The 24,601-nt window shown below is 68.2% G+C and carries 20 protein-coding genes; 9 read left to right on the top strand and 11 right to left on the bottom strand.

The features are described from left to right. Positions 1 to 48: 48 nt before the first annotated feature. Positions 49 to 1,755 (bottom strand): MORN repeat-containing protein, encoded by a 1,707-nt coding sequence (locus tag ACXJLH_RS27385; protein ID WP_457447507.1) that lies wholly within the window; start codon positions 1,753 to 1,755, stop codon positions 49 to 51. Further along, positions 1,752 to 3,074 (bottom strand): hypothetical protein, encoded by a 1,323-nt coding sequence (locus ACXJLH_RS27380; protein ID WP_457447505.1) that lies wholly within the window; start codon positions 3,072 to 3,074, stop codon positions 1,752 to 1,754. Before ACXJLH_RS27380 ends, ACXJLH_RS27385 begins: the two co-directional genes overlap by 4 nt. A gap of 128 nt (positions 3,075 to 3,202) precedes the next feature. On the opposite strand from ACXJLH_RS27380, the gene ACXJLH_RS27375 reads away from it, so the two are divergent. From ACXJLH_RS27375 to ACXJLH_RS27365, 3 genes are all read left to right on the top strand, one after another. Continuing rightward, positions 3,203 to 4,678, top strand: a complete 1,476-nt coding sequence (locus ACXJLH_RS27375; RefSeq protein WP_457447504.1) for a M20 family metallopeptidase — start codon at positions 3,203 to 3,205, stop codon at positions 4,676 to 4,678. Continuing rightward, positions 4,679 to 5,626, top strand: coding sequence for a LysR family transcriptional regulator (locus tag ACXJLH_RS27370; RefSeq protein WP_056200116.1), 948 nt, complete (start codon positions 4,679 to 4,681; stop codon positions 5,624 to 5,626). Between the two features lie 152 nt (positions 5,627 to 5,778). Then, positions 5,779 to 6,333, top strand: a complete 555-nt coding sequence (locus ACXJLH_RS27365) for a PEP-CTERM sorting domain-containing protein (protein WP_457447502.1) — start codon at positions 5,779 to 5,781, stop codon at positions 6,331 to 6,333. A 59-nt stretch (positions 6,334 to 6,392) separates the two neighbouring features. Here the strand turns inward: ACXJLH_RS27365 and ACXJLH_RS27360 are convergent, their stop codons facing one another. Next, positions 6,393 to 6,956: a hypothetical protein gene (locus ACXJLH_RS27360; protein WP_056200112.1), complete on the bottom strand. Its 564-nt coding sequence runs from the start codon at positions 6,954 to 6,956 to the stop codon at positions 6,393 to 6,395. 179 nt (positions 6,957 to 7,135) lie between these two features. On the opposite strand from ACXJLH_RS27360, the gene ACXJLH_RS27355 reads away from it, so the two are divergent. Genes ACXJLH_RS27355 through rsmA form a run of 3 tightly spaced genes read left to right on the top strand, consistent with a single transcriptional unit; the run spans position 7,136 to position 11,651 of the window. Then, on the top strand, positions 7,136 to 9,577 hold the full coding sequence (locus ACXJLH_RS27355; RefSeq protein WP_457447500.1) for an LPS-assembly protein LptD: 2,442 nt from the start codon (positions 7,136 to 7,138) through the stop codon (positions 9,575 to 9,577). Next, positions 9,574 to 10,884, top strand: a complete 1,311-nt coding sequence (locus ACXJLH_RS27350) for a peptidylprolyl isomerase (protein ID WP_056200108.1) — start codon at positions 9,574 to 9,576, stop codon at positions 10,882 to 10,884. Before ACXJLH_RS27355 ends, ACXJLH_RS27350 begins: the two co-directional genes overlap by 4 nt. Next, positions 10,872 to 11,651 carry a 16S rRNA (adenine(1518)-N(6)/adenine(1519)-N(6))-dimethyltransferase RsmA gene (gene rsmA / locus ACXJLH_RS27345; protein ID WP_457447498.1) on the top strand — a complete coding sequence of 260 codons (780 nt, stop codon included), beginning with the start codon at positions 10,872 to 10,874 and terminating at the stop codon, positions 11,649 to 11,651. Before ACXJLH_RS27350 ends, rsmA begins: the two co-directional genes overlap by 13 nt. A gap of 239 nt (positions 11,652 to 11,890) precedes the next feature. Here the strand turns inward: rsmA and ACXJLH_RS27340 are convergent, their stop codons facing one another. From ACXJLH_RS27340 to ACXJLH_RS27330, 3 genes are all read right to left on the bottom strand, one after another. Further along, on the bottom strand, positions 11,891 to 12,286 hold the full coding sequence (locus tag ACXJLH_RS27340; protein WP_056200105.1) for a barstar family protein: 396 nt from the start codon (positions 12,284 to 12,286) through the stop codon (positions 11,891 to 11,893). A 46-nt stretch (positions 12,287 to 12,332) separates the two neighbouring features. Beyond that, positions 12,333 to 12,761 (bottom strand): ribonuclease domain-containing protein, encoded by a 429-nt coding sequence (locus ACXJLH_RS27335; RefSeq protein WP_457321200.1) that lies wholly within the window; start codon positions 12,759 to 12,761, stop codon positions 12,333 to 12,335. Positions 12,762 to 13,004: 243 nt separating this feature from the next. After that, positions 13,005 to 15,302, bottom strand: a complete 2,298-nt coding sequence (locus ACXJLH_RS27330) for an NADP-dependent malic enzyme (RefSeq protein WP_457447496.1) — start codon at positions 15,300 to 15,302, stop codon at positions 13,005 to 13,007. Positions 15,303 to 15,392: 90 nt separating this feature from the next. Between ACXJLH_RS27330 and thiL the strand changes: the two genes are divergently transcribed. From thiL to ACXJLH_RS27315, 3 genes are read left to right on the top strand one after another with little or no spacing between them, the layout of a single operon-like run. Further along, on the top strand, positions 15,393 to 16,331 hold the full coding sequence (gene thiL, locus ACXJLH_RS27325) for a thiamine-phosphate kinase (RefSeq protein WP_457447494.1): 939 nt from the start codon (positions 15,393 to 15,395) through the stop codon (positions 16,329 to 16,331). Further along, positions 16,328 to 16,855, top strand: a complete 528-nt coding sequence (locus tag ACXJLH_RS27320; RefSeq protein WP_457321205.1) for a phosphatidylglycerophosphatase A family protein — start codon at positions 16,328 to 16,330, stop codon at positions 16,853 to 16,855. Before thiL ends, ACXJLH_RS27320 begins: the two co-directional genes overlap by 4 nt. A 2-nt stretch (positions 16,856 to 16,857) precedes the next feature. After that, a complete protein-coding gene (locus tag ACXJLH_RS27315) occupies positions 16,858 to 17,355 on the top strand; it encodes a CinA family protein (protein ID WP_056200091.1) in 498 nt (165 codons plus the stop codon). On the opposite strand, the gene ACXJLH_RS27310 is transcribed toward ACXJLH_RS27315, so the two are convergent. Genes ACXJLH_RS27310 through leuS form a run of 5 tightly spaced genes read right to left on the bottom strand, consistent with a single transcriptional unit; the run spans position 17,352 to position 24,601 of the window. Beyond that, entirely contained in the window at positions 17,352 to 19,745 is a 2,394-nt protein-coding gene (locus ACXJLH_RS27310; RefSeq protein ID WP_457447492.1) for an EAL domain-containing protein, read from the bottom strand. The two genes, ACXJLH_RS27315 and ACXJLH_RS27310, sit on opposite strands and share 4 nt — an antisense overlap. Positions 19,746 to 19,755: 10 nt before the next feature. Next, positions 19,756 to 20,346: a methylamine utilization protein gene (locus ACXJLH_RS27305; RefSeq protein WP_457447490.1), complete on the bottom strand. Its 591-nt coding sequence runs from the start codon at positions 20,344 to 20,346 to the stop codon at positions 19,756 to 19,758. Between the two features lie 39 nt (positions 20,347 to 20,385). Then, entirely contained in the window at positions 20,386 to 21,456 is a 1,071-nt protein-coding gene (holA, locus tag ACXJLH_RS27300) for a DNA polymerase III subunit delta (protein WP_457321211.1), read from the bottom strand. Then, the gene (locus ACXJLH_RS27295; protein WP_457321213.1) at positions 21,456 to 21,941 is read right to left on the bottom strand and encodes an LPS-assembly lipoprotein LptE; all 486 of its coding nucleotides are present in this window, start codon (positions 21,939 to 21,941) and stop codon (positions 21,456 to 21,458) included. Before ACXJLH_RS27295 ends, holA begins: the two co-directional genes overlap by 1 nt. After that, positions 21,941 to 24,601, bottom strand: a complete 2,661-nt coding sequence (gene leuS, locus ACXJLH_RS27290; RefSeq protein ID WP_457447489.1) for a leucine--tRNA ligase — start codon at positions 24,599 to 24,601, stop codon at positions 21,941 to 21,943. Before leuS ends, ACXJLH_RS27295 begins: the two co-directional genes overlap by 1 nt.

The following is a 24,601-nucleotide window of genomic DNA, read 5'->3' as shown; positions in this document are numbered from 1 at the left end:
AAAGCTGATGGGGCAAGCGTAACGGAGGCGGCAGTCTCGGGCCGTCCCTCAGCTGCCTTTGCGCACCATGAAGCCCTCGTCCGTGCGCTCGTCGTCCTTGAACACACCTTCCCAGCGATCGCCGCTGGGCCAGTGGAAGGTGCCCTGGCCATGCTTGAGGCCGCGCGCCCAGGCGCCTTCGTAGCGCTCGCCGCTGCGCCAGGCGTATTTGCCCTGGCCGTGGGCCTTGCCGGCGTCGAACTCGCCCTCGTAGACGTCGCCGCCAGGGAAGATCATGCGGCCGCGTCCCTGGGGCAGGCCGGCGGCCATCTGGCCTTCGTACTGGTTGCCGTTGCTGAAGCGCATCTTGCCCTGGCCCTGTGGCTTGTCGTTGACCCATTCGCCCTCGTAGCGCTGGCCGCTCATCCAGACATAGCTGCCGCGGCCATGCGGCAGCCCCTGGCGGATCTGGCCGCTGTAGACGTCGCCCGAGGCATAGGTCAGCTTGCCTTCGCCCTCTGGCTGGCCGTCCATCAACGTGCCTTCGTAGTGATTACCGTTGGCAAAGCTCATGGTGCCGCGGCCGGTGGCGCGATCGGCCACCCATTCGCCCTTGTAGCGCTGGCCGGCGGCCCAGCGGATCTCGCCGACGCCCTGGCGCTGGCTGCGCAGCAGCGGGCCTTCATAGACGTCGCCGTTCTTCCACTCGACGCGACCGGTGCCAGTGACGGTGTCGTCGTCATTGCGCACGAACTGGCCAACGTAGCGCGTGTCACCGGCCATGCGATCGAAAAGCTTGGGCTCGGGAACCGGCACCGGCGCTGCTGTGGGCTGGGCGAGGGGCGTGATCGGTGTGGCTGCTGCCTGGCGCAGCGCAGGCGTGGCCGGCGGTGGCGCGCTGGCAGCGGCCTTGTTGGTGACGGGTGCCGCCATCGCGGCCGCCGGTTTGGGCGCAGCCGCAACCACCGGTGCCGGCGCGCCGGGCAGCGGTGTCGCCACCCAGGGCGTGCCGCGCTCGCGAGCCAGGGCCTGGGCGTTGTTCGTCGCCAGCTCCTGGGCGCTGCCTTTGCAGAGCTTGGCGGTGTCGCGCCACAGCGTCTCGCCGATCTGGCTTTGTGTCTGGCGCTCGGCCAGCGGCAGGGCGGCGCCGGTGTTGCGCAGCTTGCTGGAGAACTCGCGGGCGCGCTCGAAGGGCGCGGCGCAGAACTCGGCGTTGTGGCCGTCGATCTCGCTTTGCTCGCGGCGGCGCTGGGCAGTCTGCTGCTGGCTGCCGTTGCACTGCTCGGCGGCCAGCTCCCACATGCCCTCGGCCTTGCGGTAGAGGCTGGCGGCGTCGCCAAAGCGTCGCTCGCCAAAGGCCGCGCGGGCCAGCTCCTGCAGCGAGGCGGCATCGCGGTGGGCACTCTCGCACTGGCTGCCGGACTGCAGCTTCTCGGCCAGGGCTTCGCGGGTCTTCTGGCTGTCGGCCAGGTTGCGTTGGGCGCGTTCGCGAGCGCGGCCGTCGCAGCTGGCCAGTGCCCCGCCCCATTGCGCAACCGCCTCGTCGTAGAGCTTGACGAGGGCCTCCAGTGGCTGGTTCTGCGATTGGGCCGTGGCGGCACGCAGGTCGGCCGACAGCGCCCGGCTCGACAGTTGGGCGCAGCTGGGCGGTGGTGGGGCCGGCGCGGCGACGGGCTCGGAAGCTGCGGGCTCGGGTGCCGACGCCGCGGCTTCGGGAGGCGTCTGGGCCTGAGCCCAGGCGGCCGTCAACAGCAGCAGCGTGATGGCGAACTTCATTTCTTGGTGGCCGACTCGGCGGGCAGTTCCAGCATGGCGTCGACCAGGCCGCGGGAGAAACGGCTGGCGCCGGGGTCGTCGGGGTTGTCGAAGCTGAAGCTGCCGCGCGACGAGGCCAGCGGCATGGCGCCGATCTCGGCCCGCAGCGTGTCGGCGCGCAGGCCACCGAGGATGGCGACCACCTCGGCCTCGAAACCGCGTGCGGCGGCGATCTTGTTGATGGCCGCCAGGCGGTCGGCGTCGAACAGGAAGGCGTTGGCGGCCAGGCTGCGCTCGATGAGTTTCTGGTGCAGCGTGAAGCCCGCCAGCGGCGACGCGCCCAGGGCCGCCATGCGCGTGAAGGCCCAGGCGTCGGCATAGTCGAAGGTGGTGGCCGCGATGCGGGAGACGCCCGACAGCGAGCCGCGGTTGGCGGCCGCGGCCTGCATCACGTTCATGACCTGCTGGCGCGTCAGCTGTTGAGCAGCGTCCACCAGGCCTTCGCGGATCTTCTGCGTCGCCAGCGCCTTGCCCTGCTCGATGAGCTGCTGCTTGAGGAACTCGCTGGCCACGTTGGCCGCGGCGCTCTTGGCCGCGCTCATCGCGGCGTCGGCGGCCAGCGCCGCGGCCTTGACGCCCGAGGCCAGTGTGGCCAGGTTGTAGAGGGTGCCGGCGATCTTGATCGCGTAGTGGTAGGTCTTCATGCGGGCCCCGCCCTCTTCGGACAGGCCCTGCGTCCACAACACCATCCACAGCGCCTCGTCGGGTGTGGGCTCGGCCTGGGTCACCTCCAGCGGGTGCAGGCTGAGCAGCCAGTGGTAGTCCTGCAGCTGCGCCGTGTTGGGCGGTGCGAAGCGTGTGTAGCCGCGGCAGACTTCGAAGGGCTTGATGGCGACGGTGCGGCCTGAGGCCAGGCCGACGTTGAAGGGCTTGCCAGCGTCGCGCGCCTCGGCCAGCGTTTCCAGCAGGCGCTCGCCGTCGATGTCCTCACGGCTGCCGACGCGCACGATGCGGTCGCTCGGGGCCAGCGGCGAATCCTGGGTGACGGCGATGACGGTCAGCCTCTCGTCCACCTGCAGGGCGCGCACCCAGGCGACGCGGTCATCGGCGCTCCAGCCGGCGCTGGTGGCCACGGCGAAGGGCAACTCCCACTGCTTGTCGCAGTCCTTGTCTTTCAGCGCCGCGCTGCGCGCGATGGCCGGGCGGATCAGGCGCTCGCCGGCGCCATAGGCACGCATGCCGGCCAGCAGCGTCTCGTCGACCTTGCGGCCGTCGTCCATGGTGAATTTGGGGCCTGAGGCACAGCCGGTCAGCAGCGCAATCAGAACAATCAGTAACAAGCGCATCTTGGCGTCGAGCCTAAGCGCTTGATGCCATGAGCGCCGCCGGTAGTTATCCCAGGCGGCGTGATGGCTGTCGCGGCCAAGCCTAAACTGGTAAGTCGCGCCACAAGCGCCAGGAGTACGCCATGAACGCACGTGATCCCCACCTGCCCCTGCAAGCCGACGAGACCGCCGCGCTGGGTGAATTTGCCGCCCGCGTCTGGGACGAGGAAATCGTCCCCGCGCTGACCGATTACATCGCCATTCCGGCCAAGAGCCCGATGTTCGACGCCGACTGGGCGAAGAACGGCCATATCGAGAAGGTGCTGACCCAGGCCGCCGCCTGGGTCGAGAGCAAGAAGGTTGCCGGCCTGAAGCTCGAAGTGGTGCGCATCCCCGGCCGCACGCCGGTCATCTTCTTCGAGGTGCCGGCCACCAAGGCAGATTCGCAAGACACGGTCGTCGTCTACGGCCACCTGGACAAGCAGCCCGAGTTCAGCGGCTGGCGCAACGACCTCGGTCCCTGGACGCCCAAGTATGAGAACGGCCTGCTCTATGGCCGCGGCGGCGCCGACGACGGCTACGCGGTCTACGCGTCGTTGACGGCCATCATGGCGCTGGACAAGCAGGGCATCCCGCGCCCGCGCTGCGTCGGCCTGATCGAGACTTGCGAGGAAAGCGGCAGCTTCGACCTGCCGGCCTACCTGGACCTGCTCGGTCCCCGGCTGGGCAACGTGTCCCTGGTGGTCTGCCTGGACTCTGGCGCCGGCAACTACGACCAGCTCTGGCTGACGACCTCGCTGCGCGGCATGGTGTCGGGTGTGCTGAAGGTCGAGGTGCTGGCCGAAGGCATCCACAGCGGCGACGCTTCGGGCGTCGTGCCCTCGTCCTTCCGCATCCTGCGCCAGGTGTTGGACAGGCTGGAGGACAGCAAGACCGGTCGCCTGCTGCCCGAGAGCTTCCACTGCGACATCCCCGGCGCCCGCCTGGAGCAGGTCAAAGCGACAGCGGCCATCCTGAAGGAAGAGGTCTACAAGCGCATGCCCTGGGCCTGCGGTGCGGACGGCGGCCCGGTGCTGCCGGTGACGACCGATCCGGTCGAGGTGCTGCTGAACCGCACCTGGCGGCCGACGCTGTCGGTGGTCGGCGCCGACGGTTTCCCCGAGCTGAAGAACGCCGGCAACGTGCTGCGGCCCTACACCGCCTTCAAGCTGTCGCTGCGCCTGCCGCCTCTGGTTGATGGCAACGAGGCGGCGCTCAAGCTGAAGGCCCTGCTGGAGGACAACGCGCCCTACAACGCCAAGGTGACCTTCACGCCCGACGGCCGCGCCGGGGCCTACGGCGCCACCGGCTGGAACACCCCCGAGCTGTCGCCCTGGCTCAGCCAGGCGCTCAACGACGCCAGCCAGGCCCATTTCGGCGCGCCGGTCGGCTATATCGGCCAGGGCGGCACCATCCCGCTGATGAGCATGCTGCAAAAGGGCTTCCCCAAGGCGCAGATGATGGTCTGCGGCGTGCTCGGACCGAAGAGCAATGCCCACGGGCCCAACGAGTTCCTGCACGTGCCCTATGGCAAGCGCTTGACCGCAGCCGTGGCCCAGGTCATGGCTGCGCATCCCTGAATGGATCAGCTACGCGCCATCAAGGTTTTCGTCCGCGTCATCGACGAGGGCAGTTTTGCCGCCGCGGCACGCGGGCTGGACCTGGCGCCGGCCGTCGTCACGCGGCTGGTGGCCGAGCTGGAAGAGCATCTCGGCACGCGGCTCTTGAACCGCACGACGCGGCGGCTGTCGCTGACCGAGATCGGCGAGGCCTATCTGGAGCGGGCGCGGCGCATCCTGGCCGATGTCGACGAGGCCGCGGCGCTGGCCGCCTCGGCCACCCAAGAGGTGCGCGGCCTGCTGCGCATCCTGTGCCCGCCGGCCATCGCCGTGCATCAGCTCGCCAAGCACCTGCCCAAGTTCCATCGCGAGTACCCGCTGGTGACGCTGGAGATCACGTCGCCCGGCCCGGTCGACACGGTGGACGATGCCTACGACCTGACCATCTTCCTGTCGCGCGAGACGCTGGACGGCGATTTCATCGCCCGCCGCCTGGCACGCAGTGAATTCATCATGTGCGCCTCGCCCGACTATCTGGACCAGCGCGGCCGCCCCCAGCATCCGCACGACCTCAAGCAACACGACGCGCTGCTGCCGCCCACGCCTTCGCTGATGCGCGGCCTGACGCTGCAGCGCGGCGACGGCACCGAGGAGATCACCCTGCCCATCGTGCCCTCGCGCGCGGCGCTGTCGACGACGCACATGGACACCAACTACGCCGCCGCCCTGCACGGCCTGGGCGTGGCCGGGCTGCCCAGCTTCATGGTCGAGGACGCGCTGCTGGAGCAGGCCCTGGAGCGCGTCATGCCACAGTGGCGGCTGTTTGGCACGACGCTGTGGGCCGGCATGCCGACCCGCAAATACGTGCCGGCGCGCACGCGCGCCTTCCTCGACTTCCTGCTGCAGATCTTCGGCGGCGAGGACAAGGACCCCTGGCTGGTCGCAGCGGGCTGCGCGACCTGCCCCTGAGGCGCTTCCCCCGTGATCACGGGGGAAGATGCGGCCGGGCGGCTGCGAACTTGTTCACAAGGCATGGCCTGACCCCCTGGAGGCGAGGGGGCGGAACTTGGAGATGACGCGGGCAACATGCGTCCATCGTCAACCCCTAGTTCATAAATCAAATGACCTTCTCGACCAAGCTGTTGGCCGCCGCCCTCACTACCGGCGTCGGCCTGGGCGCCGGTGCCGCTCACGCCGGCCTCGTGGCGCACGCCGATGTGAACGGCTATGCCACCTTCCAGGACACGACCACCGGCCGTGTCTGGCTCCAGCTGCCCGACCTGTTCAACATGAACTACACGGCTCAGGTCAACACGGCCACCGCTGCCGGCTTCTCGGTCGCTTCGCTGAGCGACGTGGATGCGCTGTGGACCAGCACGCCCGGCAGCGACTGGAACGCGCTGAGCTCGGTCATCGGTGGTTCGTCCTCGCGCGGCCTGATGTGGGGCAACTACGCCGACGTCGGTGCCAGCAACCCGAATGCCTATGCCTACGCCTACGCCGGCACCAATGGCAGCTGGGACCACTACAACCCCAATAACACTTCGGCCTACAGCGACCTGGGCCTGTGGGCCTACCAGACCGGTGCCGCCGCTCTGCCTGAACCGGCCAGCTATGCGCTGGTGGGCATTGCCCTGGCCGGTGTCGGCCTGGCCAAGCGCCGCCGCAAAGCCTGATTCATCCGCGCCCCACGGCGACCCCGCGGCCTCGGCCCCGGGGTCGTTTTGCTTTCGGCTCAGCGCAGGCTGAAGCCGAGCACGAAGAATTCGGGATGGCGGGCCTCCATGGCTCGCTTGAGCGGCCCGAAGGCGACGTAGCGGCTCGATGTCTTGGCGACATGAGCCATCAGCCGGCGCTCGTCGGCGTGGCCTTCGCCCAGGGTCGCCAGCAGCACAAGGTGTTGGCGCAACGCGCTCCATTCCAGGCGCCGCCAGTACTCGCCGAAGTCGGCCGCCAGGTCCTCGTCTAGCAGACCCTCGGCGCGGCATTCCTGCCAATGGCGTGCGGCCCAGTCGATCTCCTGGGCCTCGTCCCAGGCCAGCTCGGGCGGGCGCAGTAGTGCAGCGAGGCTCTCCGTCACGCAGCCGTGTGGCACATCGGCGACGAGGCGATGCAGCACGCCGTCCAGCCCCGCCTCGGCAACGCGGCCCAGGCCGGTGCGCAGGGCGTTGGCATCGGGCGGGGCTGGCGGCAGGGGATGGGCGCGCAACTCGGCGCAGGCGGCGCGCATCAGGCGGTCGGCGTCGGCGGGGCGGGCAAGCAGTTCGGCAATCAAGGCCGAGGTCGGGGCATAGGTCATAGGGAAGGGCCCTCGTGGATAATGAAATTCTAGGGAAGCGCTGAATGAGTTCCCGCGATGCGGCGCGCCGTGATTTGGGATGGGCTACAAGGCGCAAAGCACAGCCATGGCTGGGGCCATGGCGAGCATTTGCAACGCCGCAGACCGCCCAAAACACGGATGCGCCGCGCGCGAGGAACTTGTTCAGCGCTTCCTTACCTGCCGGCCCCGGCATCCTCACCGACTCCGAGCCTTTGCCGTCCGTGCCGCGCTTCTCCCGATTTCCCACCCCAGCCCTGCTACCCGCCCTCGTTGCCCTGGCCCTGTGCGCCTGGGGGCAGGCGTCGGCCCAGCAGCAGGCTGGCCCCGCAGAGGCCCTGCCACTGCGCGGCAGCCGCGTGCTCGGGCCGGCGTCCAAGACCGGTGCCAAGCCGGCCCTGGTCATCAGCGCCAACAAGGTCTCGGCCCAGCTGGATCAGAAGGCCGAGGGCCTGGGCGATGTCGAGCTGCGCTACGGCGAGCTGGTGCTGAACGCCGACAAGCTGGACTACAGCGTCGTGGACGACCTTGCCCGGGCCGAAGGCCAGGTGCGCATCAACCACAACGGCAATGTCTTCTCCGGCCCGCTGCTGCAGCTCTATGTGAGCCGTTTCGAGGGCGAGTTCCTGACCCCCCGCTTCTTCCTCGCGGCCACAGGCGGCGCCGGCAAGGCCAAGGTGCTGAAGTTCCAGGACAGCGAGCACATGAGCGCCACCGAGGGCAGCTACACCAGCTGCCCCGCCGTGGAGAACCAGGAGCCGGCCTGGCAGATCACTGCCAAGCAGCTGCGCATGGACCTGGCCGCCAATGAGGGCCAGGCCGACGGCGCAGTGCTGCGCTTCCTGGGCATGCCGCTGCTGGCGGCACCCTCCCTGAGCTTCCCGCTCAGCTCGGCGCGCAAGTCGGGCTGGCTGCCGCCGAATCTGTTCCTGGACAACCGCAGCGGCCTCGAGTTCGGCGTGCCCTATTACTGGAACATCGCGCCGCAACGCGATGCGACCTTCACGCCCTTCATCATGAGCAAGCGCGGCGTGGGTCTGGACAGCGAGTTCCGCTACCTCGAGCCTGACCATGCCGGCCGCATCAACGTCGACCTGCTGCCCGGCGACCGCGTCTTCGGCCGTTCGCGCTGGAGCCTCAAGCTCAACAACGACGGCCATGTCTTTGGCGACTGGCGTTACCGGCTCAAGAGCGAGCGCGTGTCCGATGACGATTACTGGAAGGACATGTCGCGCCGCGTCGAGAGCCAGACGCCGCGCCTGCTGGCCAACGACTTCACGCTGAACCGCCAGCGCGAGCTGTCCTGGGGTGTCATCGACACCTATGCCCGCGTGCAGCGCTGGCAGGCGCTGCAGGGCACCGACGTCCCCTCGCAGTTCGATTCGCCGTTCCAGCGCAGCCCGCAGGTCGGCGTTCGCGTGACGACGGCGGCCGACGAGGCCGTGCTGGACAGCTTTCGCCCCTGGGGCCGCAAGGCAAGGCTGGAGGGCGGGCTGGAGCTGGAGTACAACCGTTTCGACCTGCCGGGCTCGGCGCTGGCCGGCCAGCCGCGTGGCGGCCAGCGCGTGCATGCGCTGGGCCACATCAGCGCACCGCTGGGTGGCGAGGCCTGGTGGTTCATCCCGCGAGCCTCGTTCAATGCGGCTGCCTACGACCTCGACCGGCCCCAGCCCGACGGCCGTCGGCGCATGGGCCGGGTCATTCCGACGCTGAGCATCGACCACGGCTGGGTGTTCGAGCGCGACACGACGCTGTTCGGCCGCGACTACCGCCAAAGCCTCGAACCGCGGCTGCTGTACGTCAACACGCCATTCCGCGACCAGGCCAACCTGCCCAACTTCGACGCGGCGGCCAAGGACTTCAACTTCGACTCCATCTACACCGACAACCCCTTCTCGGGCGTGGACCGGGTGTCGGACCTGCACGCGCTGAGCGCGGGCGTGACCAGCCGCTGGATCGGCACCAACACGGGCGAGGAGATCCTGCGCCTGGGCGCCGTGCAGCGCTTCCTGTTCCGCGATCAGAAGATCACACCCGACGGCCAGCCCGTCACGCAGCGCTTCTCCGATCTGCTGCTGGCTGCCGCCGCCCATCTGGACGAGAAGTGGTGGGCCGACGGCACGCTGGAGTTCAACCCCGAGACCAACCGTTCGGTGCGCTCGGTGCTCCGTGCGCGCTATTCGCCCGGCCCCTACAAGACTGTCAGCGTCGCCTACCGCCTGGCGCGGGGCCAAAGCGAGCAGGTCGAACTGGCCTGGCAATGGCCGATCTACGGTACGCCTGTCACCTCACGCGGTGCCGACAGCAAGGCCTGCGGCGGCGCCTGGTACAGCGCCGGCCGCGTGCAGTACTCGCTGCGCGACCGGCGCCTGACCGATTCGGTCATGGGCTTCGAGTACGACGCCGGTTGCTGGGTGCTGCGCTGGGGCGTCGAGCGGCTGTCCACCGGCCGCGCTGAAACGAACACGCGGCTGATGCTGCAACTGGAGCTCGTCGGCCTGTCACAGCTCGGTTCGAACGCCCTCAAAGTCTTGAAGGACAATGTGCCCGGTTACCGAAGGCTGAGCTCCGACCGCTCACCGAGTTCAGATTTCCAACCATGATCTATCGCCTAGCTCCCCTCTTTCTTGCCGTGACGCTGGCCTTGGCCGCTTTCCAGGCCCAGGCCCAGACGCCCACGCTGCAGCCGGGGGACTACATCGCCGCCGTCGTCAACCAGGACGTCGTGGCCGCCAGTGAGGTCATCCAGCGCACCGAACGCCTGCGCCAGGAGGCCCGCCAGAAGGGCGAGGTCATGCCCGAGACGGCCGGCCTGCGCAAGCAGGCGCTGGAGGCCCTCATCGAGGATCGCGTCCTCGTCACCTACGCCCGCGAGACCGGCCAGAAGATCGACGAGGCCGAGCTGGATCGCGTGGTGGCCAACGTCGCCGCGCAGAACAAGCTGACGATGGCGCAGCTGCGTGATCGCCTGAAGGCGGACGGCACCGACTACAAGAGCTTTCGCGAGAACCTGCGCGACCAGATGATGACGGAGCGCGTGCGCGAGCGCGAAGTGCAGGGACGCATCAAGGTGACGGACGCCGAGATCGATGCCTACCTCGACAAGAAGCGCAATGAACTCGCCAGCGGCGGCATGGTCAACCTCGCCCAGGTGCTCGTGCCGGTGCCCGATGGCGCGCCGGAAAGCGTCGTCACCGAACGCCGCACCCGTGCTGAAGGCGCCCTGGCGCGCATCAAGGGCGGTGAGGACTTCGCCCGCGTCGCCCGCGAGGTGTCCGAAGACAGCAACAAGGCGCGCGGCGGCGAGATCGGCCTGCGCCCGGCCGATCGGCTGCCCGACGTGTTCGTCAATGCCGTCAAGGGGCTGAAGAGCGGCGAGGTCGCGCCTCAGCTGCTGCGCACCGGCGCGGGCTTTCACGTCCTCAAGGTCATCGAGCGCCAAGGTGGCGCATCCCTGACGCAGGCCGTGCAGACCCATGCCCGGCACATCCTGCTGCGCCCCTCGGCACAGCTGACGGCCGAAGTCGCGGCCCGCCGCCTGGCCGAGTTCAAGCGCCAGATCGAGACCGGTTCGGCCAAGTTCGAGCAACTCGCCCGCGCCAATTCCGAGGACGGCAGCGCCCCCGAAGGCGGTGACCTGGGCTGGATGGCTGCCGGCGGTTTTGTGCCGGAATTCGAGGAAGCGATGAACGTGCTGCCGCTGAACGGCATCTCGGGACCGGTCGTGTCGCGCTTCGGCGTGCACCTGATCCAGGTGCTGGAGCGCCGCACGGTCGATGTCGAGATGAAGCAGCTGCGCGACCAGGCCCGCGGCGCACTGCGCGAGCAGAAATACGACGAGGCCTATCAGGAGTGGGTCAAGGATCTGCGGGCGAAGGCGTTTGTCGAAGTCCGGGAATGGCTCGACTGAGTTCCCATATCCCCCGCAAGCGCTTCGGGCAGCATTTCCTGACCGACAAGGCGCTGATCGAGGCCATCGTCGACCTGATCGATCCGCAGCCGGGCGAGACCCTGGTCGAGATCGGCCCTGGCCTGGGCGCGATGACGCTGCCGCTGCTGGCGCGACACAAGCCGCTGACCGTCATCGAACTGGACCGCGACCTGGCTGCGCGCCTGCGCAAGCGCGACGACGTCGAGGTCATCGAGTCGGACGTGCTCAAGGTCGACTTCAAGGCGCTGGCTGCCACCAAGGGCGCCAAGCTGCGCGTGGTCGGCAACCTGCCCTACAACATCTCCACGCCCATCCTCTTTCACCTGTTGAACGCGGTGGACGACGTCGTCGACCAGCACTTCATGCTGCAGAAGGAAGTGGTGGACCGCATGGCCGCCGCGCCGGGCCGCAAGGACTATGGGCGCCTCAGCGTGATGTTGCAGTGGCGCTACGACATCGAATCGGTGCTGGACGTGCCGCCCGAGGCCTTCGACCCGCCGCCGCGCGTGGACTCGGCCATCGTGCGCATGCAGCCGTTGGCCAGGCCGCCAGCGGTAGACCCGGCCCTGCTGGGGGCCCTGGTCACCAGCGCCTTCTCGCAGCGCCGCAAGCTGCTGCGCCACAGCCTGGGCCATTGGCTGGCCGAGCGTGGTTTTTCGGGCCATTTCGACCTGCAGCGCCGCGCCGAGGAGGTGCCGGTCGACGAATTCGTCGCGCTGGCGCTCGAAGTGCCGCAGCAGAAATGAGTGGGGCCCTTGGGTCCCAAATAAAAACGGGACCCGAGGGTCCCGTTCTGCTTTCGATAGTTCAGCGCTTCAAGCTGCGCTGAGCCACATCGAGGTGTCGAAGGCACTGCACATCATCGGCATGTTCATGCCGAAGTTGGGGTTGCCAACCGTCGCCTTGGCGCTTTTCGGCGCAGGCTTTTCAATAACCGGGGCCACTTCAGTAGCCCGCTCCCATGACCCGTTATCTTGGGAGCGGGCTACTGAAAAGAATAGAAGCACCTGAACGCTATCTTCCTGTCGGCCCAATAGTCGGCCGTGTCTCGGAAGACATCGAGCAATTGCTCTCTCGCCTCGCGGTCGAATCGCACGTTGTCGGGCAACTGCTCCAGCACCACGACAAAGCCTGGCTGGGAGCCGGACTTGTGGACGAGGTCGGTCATGCAGTCATGCAGGGCGTCCAGGTTCTTGCCGAAATGCGCTGGAAACAGGAAGGCCTGCGCGATGCCATCGAGCACGTCCTGCTTGGACTGCGCCTCCGACAGGTTGGCGTACAGGAAATGCTGGCCCGCTTCTTGGGCGGCCTGCATCAAGTCCTCGACCCTGTAGGCCCGTATGGCCTGCACGATATTGGGACGGACGGTCTGCAAAAGCATGGTCGCGTTCCTCCTTTCAAGTCACAAAACTGCTGAACCCTCGACTTCACCGGGCCGCTTGGGCGCGAACGCGCTTGAAGCTGGCATAGTGATCGCCGGTGTAATAACAAATCTCGGGCGCCGTCGGCGGCGTGCCACCGCAGATAAGGCGGCGGGCACCGCGGTTGCGGGCGCCAGGGGTCTTGACCGTGTATTCGCGATAGAAGCCGCGAGCCTTGCGGGGCAGCAGACGCTCGCGATTGCCGAACACCACGCCGTCCTTGGCATAAGGAAACGGGCCACCGGCGAGAACGAGCCGGTGCGTTTCCTGGGCCTGGGCGGGCAGCTCGCTCAGCGAAATTTCAGCCAGAGCGGGCGTTGCGGTGGGGGGCTTATCGCCGACGGCTTCCTTGGCTTGCGCGCCTCCGGCCAAGCCGGAAAGCAGCAGGGCGGTGGTGACCGCCGAGGCGCCGGAGCGCGCCAGCCACGAGAGCAAAAACACGGGTTAACCCTGAACGAGAAACCGTAATGGTACCGAAGCGACCCCAAAAGCTCAAGCTCGGTGCGGGCGCCGGAGTCTGGAATAGGGTCATGTGAGCCAGCACTCACGCGCGTCTAAGTGATTGATTTCACTTGCGGCATGACAGCTGCATGACGCAGTTTTGGGTCGTGAAAACTTCTGTCAATTGGGGGAGTCCGGGCGTTTTTGCCCTGTTCCCCCTTGGAGCCGGTGCGAGGTTCAGGCGCGTGCCGCGTTCGCGTCGGCGACGGTCAGGGCCGTCATGTTGACGATACGGCGCACGGTCGCCGAAGGCGTCAGGATGTGCACCGGCTTGGCCGCGCCGARCAACACCGGCCCGATGGCGATGCCGCCGCCGGCGGCCGTCTTCAGCAGGTTGTAGGAGATGTTGGCGGCATCGATATTGGGCAGCACCAGCAGGTTGGCTTCGCCCGTCAGCGGGCTGGTGGGCATGATCTGCTTGCGGTAGGGGGCGTCCAGCGCGGTATCGCCGTGCATCTCGCCGTCGACCTCCAGCCAGGGCGCGAGCTGCCGCAGCAGCGCCAGCGTGTCGCGCATCTTCACGGCCGACGGCTTGTCGCTGGTGCCGAAGTTGCTGTGTGACAGCAGCGCGGCCTTCGGCGTCAGGCCGAAGCGGCACATCTCCTGGGCGGCCATGACGGTGATCTCGGCAAGCTGCTCGGCGGTCGGGTCGTAGTTGACGTGGGTGTCTACCAGCATGACCTGGCGGCCCGGCAGGATCAGCCCGTTCATGCAGGCATAGGTCTTCACGCCGGCGCGCTTGCCGATGACCTGGTCGATGTACTGCAGGTGCGTGGCGGTCGTCCCCCAGGTGCCGCAGAGCAGGCCGTCGACCTCGCCCTTGTGCAGCAGCATGGAGCTGATCAGCGTCAGCCGGCGGCGCATCTCGATCTTGGCAAGCTGCTGGGTGACGCCCTTGCGCTCGGTCATCTGCAGATAGGTCTGCCAGTAGTCGCGGTAGCGGTCGTCGTGCTCGACGTTGACGACGTCATAGTCGCGGTCCTGCTGCAGGCGCAGGCCAAAGCGCTCGCAGCGCTCGGCGATGACCTGCGGGCGGCCCACCAGCGTCGGGCGCGCCAGGCCTTCGTCGACGACGACCTGTGCGGCGCGCAACACGCGTTCCTCCTCGCCCTCGGCGTAGGCGACGCGCTTGTTGGGCGCCCGCTTGGCCGCGGTGAAGATGGGCTTCATCGTGTTGCCCGAGGCGTAGACGAAGCTCTGCAGCTTCTCGCGGTAGGCATCCCAGTCCTGGATGGGCCGCGCCGCGACGCCGGAGTCGGCAGCCGCCTTGGCGACGGCCGGCGCGATGCGCATCATCAGCCGTGGATCGAAGGGCTTGGGAATCAGGTACTCCGCGCCAAAGCTCAGCGTCGCGCCCACATAGGCGGCCGCCACCACTTCGCTCTGCTCGGCCTGGGCAAGATCAGCAATGGCGTGCACCGCGGCGATCTCCATCTCGACGTTGATCGTCGTCGCGCCCGAGTCCAGTGCGCCGCGGAAGATGTAGGGGAAGCACAGGACGTTGTTGACCTGGTTGGGGTAGTCCGTGCGGCCCGTGGCCATGATGGCGTCGCCGCGCACGGCCTGGACTTCTTCCGGCAGGATTTCCGGCGTCGGATTGGCCAGCGCGAAGATCAGCGGTTGCGCGGCCATGGTCGCGACCATGTCGGCCTTCAGCACGCCGCCGGCCGACAGGCCCAGGAAGACGTCGGCGCCGGCAATCGCCTCGCGCAGGCTGCGCTGCGAGGTCGGCTGCGCGAAGACGGCCTTGTCCGGGTCCATCAGCTCGGTGCGGCCTTCGTAGACGACACCCGCAAGGTCGGTCACCCAGATGTTCTCGCGCGGCAGGCCCAGCTTGACGAGCAGGCCCAGGCAGGCCAGCGCTGCGGCGCCAGCGCCCGACGTGACGAGCTTGACCTGCTTGATGTCCTTGCCGACGACCTTGAGGCCGTTCAGGAAGGCCGCGCCGACGACGATGGCGGTGCCGTGCTGGTCGTCGTGGAAGACGGGGATCTTCATGCGCTCGCGCAGCTTGCGCTCGACATAGAAGCAGTCCGGTGCCTTGATGTCCTCGAGGTTGATGCCGCCGAAGGTGGGCTCCAGCGCGGCGATGCAGTCGACCAGCTTGTCGAGATCGTTCTCGGCCACTTCGAGGTCGAAGACGTCGATGCCGGCGAACTTCTTGAAGAGGACCGCCTTGCCTTCCATGACCGGCTTGGACGCCAGCGGCCCGATGTTGCCCAGGCCCAGCACGGCCGTGCCGTTGGAGACGACGGCGACCAGGTTGCCGCGCGAGGTGTAGCGGAAGGCATTGGCTGGGTCCGCGACGATCTCTTCGCAGGCCGCGGCCACGCCGGGCGAGTAGGCCAGCGCCAGGTCGTGCTGATTGACGAGCTGCTTGGTCGCCGCAATGGCGATCTTGCCCGGCGTCGGGAACTCGTGGTACTCGAGAGCGGCCTGGCGGAGTTGGGCGCGTTTTTCTTCGGAGCTGGACATGGCGGGATCACAAGGTGCCGACGGGGCTGGAATCATGCCACCCAAGGGCGCGCCGGGCGCTGTGGATGTCCACAAGGTCTAATCGCAGCCATGGGCGAATTCGATTTGATCCGGCGCTATTTCCAGCGCCCCGCGGGGCCAGGCGTGGAGGTGGGCGTCGGTGACGACTGCGCCGTGCTCGTGCCCACGCCGGGTGCGCGCTGGCTGGTTTCCAGTGACATGCTGGTCGAGGGCCGGCACTTCCTGTCGACGGTCGATCCGGTGCGTCTCGGCCACAAGGCGCTGGCCGTCAATCTGAGCGATCTGGCCGCCTGCGGTGCGACGCCGCGAGGCTTCACTTTGGCCCTGGCCCTGCCGCGCGTTGACGAAGCCTGGCTGGCCGGTTTCTCGCGCGGCCTGTTGGCCCTGGCCGACGCCCACGCCTGCCCGCTGATCGGCGGCGACACTACGCAGGGGCCGTTGAATCTCTGCATCACCGTCTTCGGCGAGGCGCCGCCGGGGCTGGCTTTGCTGCGCGGCGGCGCGCAAGTGGGCGACGAGATCTGGGTGTCGGGGCGGCTCGGTGATGCGCGGCTGGCGCTGGAGGTGTTCCGTGGCACTGTGGCCGTGGATGGCGCCGGCTTCGAGGAAGTGCGTGCCGCGATGGAGCTGCCAACGCCGCGCGTCGCACTGGGCCAGGCGCTGCGCGGCATCGCGACAGCGGCCATCGATGTGTCAGACGGGCTGCTTGGCGATCTGGGCCACATCCTGGCGGTTTCCCGCGTTGGCGCGCGTCTGGACGTCGATGCGCTGCCCCGCAGCGAGGTGCTGGCTGCGCAGGCGGCCGCCGTGCAGCAGGAATGCCTGCTGGCGGGCGGCGACGACTACGAACTGGTCTTCACCGCGCCGGCCGGTGCGAGGCTGCCCGATGTGGGCGTGGCATTGACGCGCATCGGCGTCATCGAAGCCGAGCCCGGGTTGCGCGTTGTCGACGCGCGCGGCGCAGTGGTCGAGCACGGCCTGCGCTCCTTCGACCACTTCAAGTCATGAGCGGCGCACCGATCCGTCCGACGCCGGCCTTCATGCTGCGCCACCCGGCGCGCTGGATCGCGCTGGGCTTCGGCAGCGGCCTGAGTCCGAAGGCACCGGGTACCGTCGGCACCCTGTGGGCCTGGCTGGTGTTCTGGGTGATCTCGCCGTGGATGAGCGAGCTGGCCTGGGGCCTGCTGATCGGCATCGGCACGCTGGTGGGCTGGTGGGCCTGCACGCGCACGGCGCGCGACATGAACACACCCGACCCGGGCTCCATCGTCTGGGACGAGGTGCTGGCCTTCTGGCTCATCCTGTGGCTGATCGCGCCGGTGGGCTGGCTGGGCCAGCTCATTGCCTTCGGTCTGTTCCGCTTCTTCGACGCCGCCAAGCCCGGACCGGTGGGCTGGGCGGACCGGCTTTTCAAGGGTGAGCGCGGCGCGGCGGTCACCTGGGCGCAGGGCTTCGGCATCCTGTTCGACGATTTCGTCGCGGCCGGCTGTACGCTCGCCGTCATCGCGCTCTACCGCTTTGTGATGGGGTAAGCATGTTTGCCGACGACCTTGAACTGATCGACCGCATCGCCGTGGCGCTGATTCAGCGGCGCGAGCGCATCGGCACGGCGGAGAGCTGCACCGGCGGCCTCATCGCCGCCGCCTGCACCAGCCTGAGCGGCTCCAGCGCGTGGTTCGAGCGCGGCGTCGTCAGCTACAGCAACGAGGCCAAGGCCGAACTGCTGGGCGTGCCCAAGGGGCTGATCGCGCTGCACGGCGCCGTCAGCGCCGAGGTGGCCGAACACATGGCGCGTGGCCTGCTGGCGCACGCACCCATCGATTGGGCACTGGCCGTCACCGGCGTGGCCGGGCCGACGGGCGGCAGCGAGGCCAAGCCGGTCGGCACCGTTTGGCTGGCCCTGGTGCATGCGGGGCGGCCGGCCCAGGTCTGGCGCGAGAACTTCAGCGGCGACCGCCATGCGGTGCGCTTGCAGACGGTGACGGCGGGTTTGACGGCGCTGTGTGAAGCGCTGGAAGACCGGGACAACTAGCCGAGCTTGGCCATCAGGCTCTCGGCCGTGACGACCGAGATGTCCGGCGGCTGCCAGCTCTTGGCCCAGGCGATGAACTGCTCCTGCGGCATGGGCTTGCTGATGAAGTAGCCCTGGCCTTCGTCGCAGCCCAGGCGGGCCAGCATGGCCCAGGCCTTGAGCGTCTCCAACCCCTCGGCGACGACGGTGAGGCCGAGGTTGTGCGCCAGCTCGATCGTCGAGCGCACGATGCGCGCGTCGTCGAGGTCACGCTCCATGGCCATGACGAAGCTCTTGTCGATCTTGAGCTCATCCACCGGCAGGCGCTTCAGATAGGCCAGCGACGAATAGCCGGTGCCGAAGTCGTCGATGGACAGCTTGAAGCCCATCGCATGCAGATGCTCCAGTGTGGACAGGGCCCGCTCGGGGTCGTCCATGATGGTGCTCTCGGTGATCTCCAGGCACAGCGAGTCGGCCGACACCTGCAGCGGCGCCAGCATGGCCTCGATCTTGGCCGGCAGGTCCTGGTCCATCAGGTCGCGCGTGGACAGGTTGACCGACAGCCGCAGCGTCAGGCCCGCGTCCGCGGCCTGGCGCGCGAACCTGGCCGCGTTGGACAGCACCCAGGCGCTGAGCAGGCGGATGAAACCCGTCTGCTCGGCAAAAGGAATGAACTGCATCGGCGGTACCAGGCCGCGCGTCGGGTGCTGCCAGCGCACCAGGGCCTCGGCGCCGAGAATCTTGCCCTGCTGCAGGTCGATTTTGGGCTGCAGGTACAGGCGCAGTTCATCCTTCTCGACCGCGTGGCGGAGCTCGGTCAGCAGGGACAGCGACTCCTGGCTGCCGGCATCCAGCTGGGCGTGGTAGATCAGGCTGCCGCACTGGCGGGCCTTGGCCGCATACATGGCCAGCTCGGCGCGGCCGAGCAGCAGGTTGACCTCACGGCCATGCTCGGGGAAGAGGGCGATGCCGATGCCGGCGCCGAGGTCGATGGTCTCGTTGTCGATCTGCAGCGGACGCTCGAAGTCCTTCAGGATGGCCAGCGCCGCCTCGCTGGCGGCATGGGCGTCCGTATGCGCCAGCAGCACGGCGAACTCGTCGCCCGACAGCCGCGCGAGCACCGAATGCGCCGGCGCGCACAACGCCTGCAGGCGCTCGGCGACCGACTGCAGCAGGCGGTCGCCCACCTCGTGGCCGAGCACGTCATTGACGTGCTTGAAGCGGTCCAGGTCCAGCATCAGCACGGCACCCGGCGTGTTGCTGTGGGTCAGGTGGTGCTGCAGGAATTCGGCGAAACGCGCGCGGTTGGGCAGCAGCGTCAGCGGGTCGACGTAGGCCAGGTTGTTGACGAGGGCATCGCGGCGGCGGATGCCCTCACGCATGCTCTCCAGCGCCAGGGCCAGCTTGTGCACCTCCTCCAGCCGCGAGGTCGACGGCACGGGCGTGTCGTAGTCGCCGCGCTCCAGCCGGCGCGCCGAGGCCGACAGGGCCGTGATGGGATTGCTGATGCCGCGTGCCAGCAGCACGCTGACGAGGGCGAAGACGACGACGCCCAGCACGGTCAGGCCGAGCAGGATGAGCTGCAACTGCTGATAGGGCGCCAGGGCCGCGTCCAGCGACCGCAACAGCAGCACGCCAAGGGCTTGATCGCCACCGATCAGGGGCACGAAGAGGGCGCGCATGCGTTCGCCGGCCAGCTCAACGATGCCGTCGGCTGGAGCGGCCTGACCCAGCGCAGCACGCAAGGCGTTGACTGCTCTGCCATCGAGGTTGTCGACGGTGGTCTGCCACTGCTTGGTCGGACCTTGCAGCAGCACGACGCCTTGCAGCTCCGACAGCGCCTTGAGATCGTCCAGCACCTCGCGGTCCAGCGCAAAGGCCATCAACACCCAGCCCACCGGTGCCGGCGTGCGCACCTGCACGGCGACCACCTGGTAGACCTTGCTGCCCTGCACGGCCAGGGCCGCGCCATCCTTGCTGTGCACGAGCTGGCCCAGCGCTGCGCCGAAACCGGCCGCGCCGTCGCGGGTGGCGGCAACGAGGTGCTGCTGGTCATCGAAGTAGGCGACGACCGAGGCGCCGACGCGTTCGCCCTGATTGACGAGCGCGTCCTTGATGGTCTCTACGGTGCCGGCCTCGGCCAGCGACAGGCCGACGGTGCTGCGAAAGCCATAGTCCTTGGCCAGCAGCTCGGCCGCGTCGCGCAGCTTGCCGGCGCGTTGGTCGAGCAGGCGGCGCAGCACGCGTTCGCCGGTCTGCAGCTCGCTGGCGAGGGAATCCTCGGCGTTGTGCGTGATGCTGGCGTGGATGGCGCCGAAGCTGACCAGCTGCACGACCAGCAGCAGCGCCAGGAAGAGGGCGACGATGCGCCCCTCGAGGCGGCGCAGGTTCAGCCAGGCTGGCCAGCGCATTGCGGTGGCGTTACTCGGCGAGCGTGAGGGCCACGGGGCCCCCGCCCGCCGGCACTTCGAGCTTGACGCTTTGCAGGTTGGTTGACTTCTGGCCGCCATGCCAGGCCTTGGCGACGTGCTCGCCCACCGGCAGGTCAAACGCCACCTGGCCCTTGTCATCGGTGCGCCCGAAGGTCGGCGTGTCCACCACGACGACGTGGGCGCTCATGCGGTCGTGGATGTTGCAGCCCAGCGTGGCGACACCCGGCTTGTCGAACACGATGGGCTCGGCCGGCGTGCCCGAGTAGAGCTTGATGTCGATGACCTTGATGGGCGAGAACGAGTAGACATGATGCCGCACGGCGTCGAAGTTCGGGAAACTGACGGCCGTGCCCGTCTGCACGACGAGGAGCTCGGGTGTGAACTGGCGGTCGCGCTGACCCATCTCGGCCTTGGTGGTGCTGGTCTTGCCAGTGCGGCCCTTGACCTCGATGGCCACCGCGGCGCCGGCCAGCGGCTGGCCGCCTGGCCCGTGCAACTGCACCGTGACGGGCACGGCGTGGGCCGCCAGCGAACTCAGCGCAAGAGCAGTAGGGACGAGTTTGTGAAGAGACGGCGGCATGACGGCAGGTTTACCGCCCCGACGATAGCCCAATCGGGGTCAACGGGCAGCCAGAACTGCCCCAGTTTTTCCGCTGGCGGCCTCGCCAAGCATCAGGGCCAGGCGGCGCAGCGCGGCCCAGGGGTCGCTGGGCCAGTCGGGGTGGCGCAGGCCTTTGACGAGGCCATCGCAGATCTGGGCAGCCTGCACGAGGGTGCCCGCCTGGGCGGCGTCCAGCCGCGGCGCGATGCGTTCAATGAGACGCTCCTTGGCGCCCCAGACGCGCGCCTCGCGCAGCGCCAATGGCAGCGGCTTGCCGGCGTCCAGCGCGGCGCGCACGCGGGCCAAAGCCCGCGCGTCCTCAGCCAGCGTCCAGTGCACCAGCACGGCGGCCTCGCCCTCGGCCTCCAGGCCGTCCAGCATGCGCAGCATGCGCGGAACAGCGCCCGACAGCACGGCCTCGCTGAGCTTGAAGACGTCGAAGCGCGCCACGTCCAGCACGGCCGCCTCGATCTGCTCCAGCGTCAGCTCGCCCTTGGGGTGCAGCAGGGCGAGCTTTTGCAACTCCTGGTGGGCTGCGAGCAGATTGCCCTCGACGCGGTCGGCGAAGAAGGCCAGGGCTTTCTGCCCATCCTCGCCCTCGGGCACCGACTGCCCCTGCGCGCGCAGGCGTTGGGCCAGCCAGGCGGGCAGCAGGCGTCGCTCCACGGGTTCGACGCGGATGGACGCGCCGTTGCCGTCCAGCGCCATGAACCAGGCGCTGGAGAGCTGGGTCTTGTCCAGCCGCGGCAGCGTGACCAGGGTCAGCACGTCGTCGGGCGCGGCCTGGGCATAGCGCTGCAGGGCCTCGGAGCCCTCCTTGCCGGGCTTGCCGCTGGGGATGCGGATCTCGATGAACTGGCGCTCCGAGAACAGGCTCATGGCCTGCGCGGCGGCCAGCACCGGTGCCCAGTCGAAATAGGCACCGCTGACGATGAAGATCTGCCGCTCGCCAAAGCCATTGGCGCGGGCGGCGGCGCGGATCTGGTCCGCCGCCTCCTGGGCGAGCAGCGGCTCATCGCCGTGCACGGTGTAGATGCGGGCCAGGCCCTTGGCAAGGTGGGCGCTAAGGCCCTCGGCGCGCAGTTGCATCAGCCTTGGAGCTTCACGGCGGCGAGGCGGCGCATGACTTGCGCTATCGCGTCGGAGTGCATCGCGCCGTACAGGTTGGCAGCCTCCTGCTCCTTGGCCAGCGCCCAGGTCTCGGTGTATGTCATGTCGCGGGCCAGGCGCAGCTCCACCTTGGGCACCAGCAGCTCGCCCGCCGCCGTGCGGATCAGGTAGTCGAACTGCAGGCGCAGCTGGAACTCACGCACCTGGCCGACGCTGGTGGACGCGACGACGGTGCGGTCGCGGAACTCGCGGGTGGCTTCCAGCACGACCTGGGCGCGGGCCGGGTCGTCCAGCAGCTGCACCGGTGTGCGCTTGATCTGGCGCTTGAGGCCGGCGGCCAGCGGCGATTCCGGCGGGAAGCCAGTCAGCGCCAGCGTCTGGAAGGAGAGCACGGGCTCGTGGCGCAGCTCGAAGCCGCAGCCGGCGAGGGCTGCGAGGCTGAACAGAGCGATGCGGCGGTCCATCAGACGACGATGTTGACGAGGCGGCCGGGCACGATGACGACCTTCTTGGGCGCCTTGCCTTCACTGAACTTGGCGAACTCCTCGGTCGCGAGCGCCGCAGCTTCAATGGCCGCCTTGTCGGCTGAGGCCGGCACCTTGACTGCGCCGCGCAGCTTGCCGTTGACCTGCAACATCAGTTCGATCTCGTCCTGCACCAGCGCGGCCTCGTCGACCGTCGGCCAGGGTGCGTCGAGCAAGTCACCGAGTTCGGCCGCGAAGCCGAGGTCTTGCCAGAGCTGGTGGGCAACGTGGGGCGTGGCGGGGTAGAGCACACGCAGCAGCACCGAGAAGCCGTCGCGCACCGCCGCCGCCTGGCCTTCGGCCTTGAAGCCCTCGAGTGCATTGAGCAGCTTCATTGCGCCGGAGACGACGGTGTTGTACTGCATGCGCTCGTAGTCGTAGCTGACCTGCTTGAGCACGTTGTGCACCTCGCGGCGCAGCGCCTTGCCGTCGCCGTTCAGCRCGGCGAAGTCCTGGCCGCCGGACTTGATCGCGTCGGCATTGCGCGCGCCGAAGTTCCACACGCGCTTGAGGAAGCGGTGCGCGCCTTCGACGGCCGCGTCGTTCCACTCCAGCGTCTGCTCGGGCGGGCTGGCGAACATGACGAACAGGCGGGCCGTGTCGGCGCCGTACTGGTCGATGAGGGCCTGCGGGTCCACGCCGTTGTTCTTCGACTTGGACATCGTCGTCATCTCGTACTCGAGCGGCGTGCCGTCCTTCTTCAGCTTGGCGCCGGCGATGCCGCCCTTGTCGTCGTGGATGACGTCGATCTCGTGGTCCCAGTAGTAGTCCTTGCCGCCACCCTCGGGCTTGTGGAAGAACGCGCCCTTCAAGACCATGCCCTGGGTCAGCAGCTTCTCGAACGGCTCGCTGATCGTCACCAGGCCGAGGTCGCGCATCGCCTTGGTCCAGAAGCGCGCGTACAGCAAGTGCAGGATGGCGTGCTCGATGCCGCCGATGTACTGGTTCATGCCAACCCGGCCAGGGTTGGCCTTGTCAGCCCCCATCCAGTACTCGGTGCCCTCGGCGACCATGGCCTGGTCGTTGATCGGGTCGCAGTAGCGCATGAAGTACCAGGACGAATCGACGAAGGTGTCCATCGTGTCCGTCTCGCGCTGGGCCGGCTTGCCGCAGCTCGGGCAGGCGACGTTCAGGAAGGCCGCGTGCTTGTTCAGTGGGTTGCCGCTGCCGTCGGGGATCAGGTCGTCGGGCAGCACGACGGGCAGGTCCTTCTCCGGCACCGGCACCACGCCACACGTCTCGCAATGGATGATGGGAATCGGCGTGCCCCAGTAGCGCTGGCGGCTAACGCCCCAGTCGCGCAGGCGCCAGGTCGTCTTCTTCTCGCCCAGGCCCTTGTCGGCCAGCAGCTCGGCAACCTTGTTGACGGCCTCGACATGGCCGAGCCCATCGAGCACGCCGGAGTTGATGCAGCGCGCCTTTTGCTTGTCGCCGTACCACTCGGCCCACTTCTTGTCGTCGTAGGCCTGGCCGTCAACGTCGATGACCTGCTTGATGGGCAGGCCGTACTTCAGCGCGAACGCGAAGTCGCGCTCATCGTGCGCCGGCACGCCCATGACGGCGCCGTCGCCGTAGCTCATCAGCACATAGTTGCCGACCCAGACCTCGACCTGCGCGCCGGTGATCGGGTGGGTGACGAACAGGCCCGTGGGCACGCCCTTCTTGTCCTGCGTGGCCAGCTCGGCCTCGGTCGTGCCGCCGGCCTTGCATTCCTCGATAAAGCGGGCGACCTCGGGCTTGTCCTTGGCCGCGACGGTGGCGAGCGGATGCTCGGGCGCGACGGCGCAGAAGGTCACGCCCATGATGGTGTCGGCGCGAGTCGTGAACACCCACAGGCGCCCGCCGCCGCCTTCGATGCTGTGCGGGAAGGCGAAGCGCACGCCCTGGCTCTTGCCGATCCAGTTTTCCTGCATCAGCCGCACGCGCTCGGGCCAGCCGCTCAGGTAGTTGGGGTCGGCGGGGTCGGCCACGGCCGACAGCAGCTCCTCGGCGTACTGCGTGATCTTCAGGTAGTAGCCCGGGATCTCACGCTTTTCCACCAGCGCGCCCGAGCGCCAGCCACGGCCGTCGATGACCTGCTCGTTGGCCAGCACCGTCTGGTCCACCGGGTCCCAGTTGACAACTTGAGTGCGGCGCTCGGCGATGCCCTTTTCCAGCATCTTCAGGAACAGCCATTGGTTCCACTTGTAGTAGCTGGGCTGGCAGGTCGCGACCTCGCGGCTCCAGTCGATGGCCAGGCCCATGGCCTGCATCTGGCCCTTCATGTGGGCGATGTTGGAGTAGGTCCACTGCGCGGGCGGCACCTTGCCCTTCATCGCGGCGTTCTCGGCCGGCAGGCCGAAGGCATCCCAGCCCATGGGCATCAGGACATTGAAGCCCTTCATCCGCAGCTGGCGCGCCAGCATGTCGTTGATCGTGTAGTTGCGCACATGGCCCATGTGCAGCTTGCCCGACGGGTAGGGCAGCATGGAGCAGGCATAGAAGTGCGGCTTGCTCGCGTCTTCGGTCACGCGGTAGGCATCGCGCTCCGTCCAGTAGGCACGGGCGGCGGCTTCGATCTCGTTCGGGTTGTAGCTGGGCGCTTCGGTCTTGGCGTTCAT

The sequence above is a fragment of the Roseateles sp. P5_E4 genome (genome assembly GCF_054049255.1).
This window is presented reverse-complemented; position numbering and strand designations above follow the sequence as displayed.

Bases quoted from the DNA above. Each gene is read 5' to 3' on its own strand.
- ACXJLH_RS27375 (WP_457447504.1), top strand. From the start codon at position 3,203: ATGAACGCACGTGATCCCCACCTGCCCCTGCAAGCCGACGAGACCGCC.
- ACXJLH_RS27385 (WP_457447507.1), bottom strand. From the start codon at position 1,755: ATGAAGTTCGCCATCACGCTGCTGCTGTTGACGGCCGCCTGGGCTCAG.
- rsmA (WP_457447498.1), top strand. From the start codon at position 10,872: ATGGCTCGACTGAGTTCCCATATCCCCCGCAAGCGCTTCGGGCAGCAT.
- ACXJLH_RS27365 (WP_457447502.1), top strand. From the start codon at position 5,779: ATGACCTTCTCGACCAAGCTGTTGGCCGCCGCCCTCACTACCGGCGTC.
- ACXJLH_RS27340 (WP_056200105.1), bottom strand. From the start codon at position 12,286: ATGCTTTTGCAGACCGTCCGTCCCAATATCGTGCAGGCCATACGGGCC.
- ACXJLH_RS27295 (WP_457321213.1), bottom strand. From the start codon at position 21,941: ATGGACCGCCGCATCGCTCTGTTCAGCCTCGCAGCCCTCGCCGGCTGC.
- ACXJLH_RS27370 (WP_056200116.1), top strand. From the start codon at position 4,679: ATGGATCAGCTACGCGCCATCAAGGTTTTCGTCCGCGTCATCGACGAG.
- ACXJLH_RS27320 (WP_457321205.1), top strand. From the start codon at position 16,328: ATGAGCGGCGCACCGATCCGTCCGACGCCGGCCTTCATGCTGCGCCAC.
- ACXJLH_RS27305 (WP_457447490.1), bottom strand. From the start codon at position 20,346: ATGCCGCCGTCTCTTCACAAACTCGTCCCTACTGCTCTTGCGCTGAGT.
- ACXJLH_RS27315 (WP_056200091.1), top strand. From the start codon at position 16,858: ATGTTTGCCGACGACCTTGAACTGATCGACCGCATCGCCGTGGCGCTG.
- holA (WP_457321211.1), bottom strand. From the start codon at position 21,456: ATGCAACTGCGCGCCGAGGGCCTTAGCGCCCACCTTGCCAAGGGCCTG.
- ACXJLH_RS27360 (WP_056200112.1), bottom strand. From the start codon at position 6,956: ATGACCTATGCCCCGACCTCGGCCTTGATTGCCGAACTGCTTGCCCGC.
- thiL (WP_457447494.1), top strand. From the start codon at position 15,393: ATGGGCGAATTCGATTTGATCCGGCGCTATTTCCAGCGCCCCGCGGGG.
- ACXJLH_RS27350 (WP_056200108.1), top strand. From the start codon at position 9,574: ATGATCTATCGCCTAGCTCCCCTCTTTCTTGCCGTGACGCTGGCCTTG.
- ACXJLH_RS27310 (WP_457447492.1), bottom strand. From the start codon at position 19,745: ATGCGCTGGCCAGCCTGGCTGAACCTGCGCCGCCTCGAGGGGCGCATC.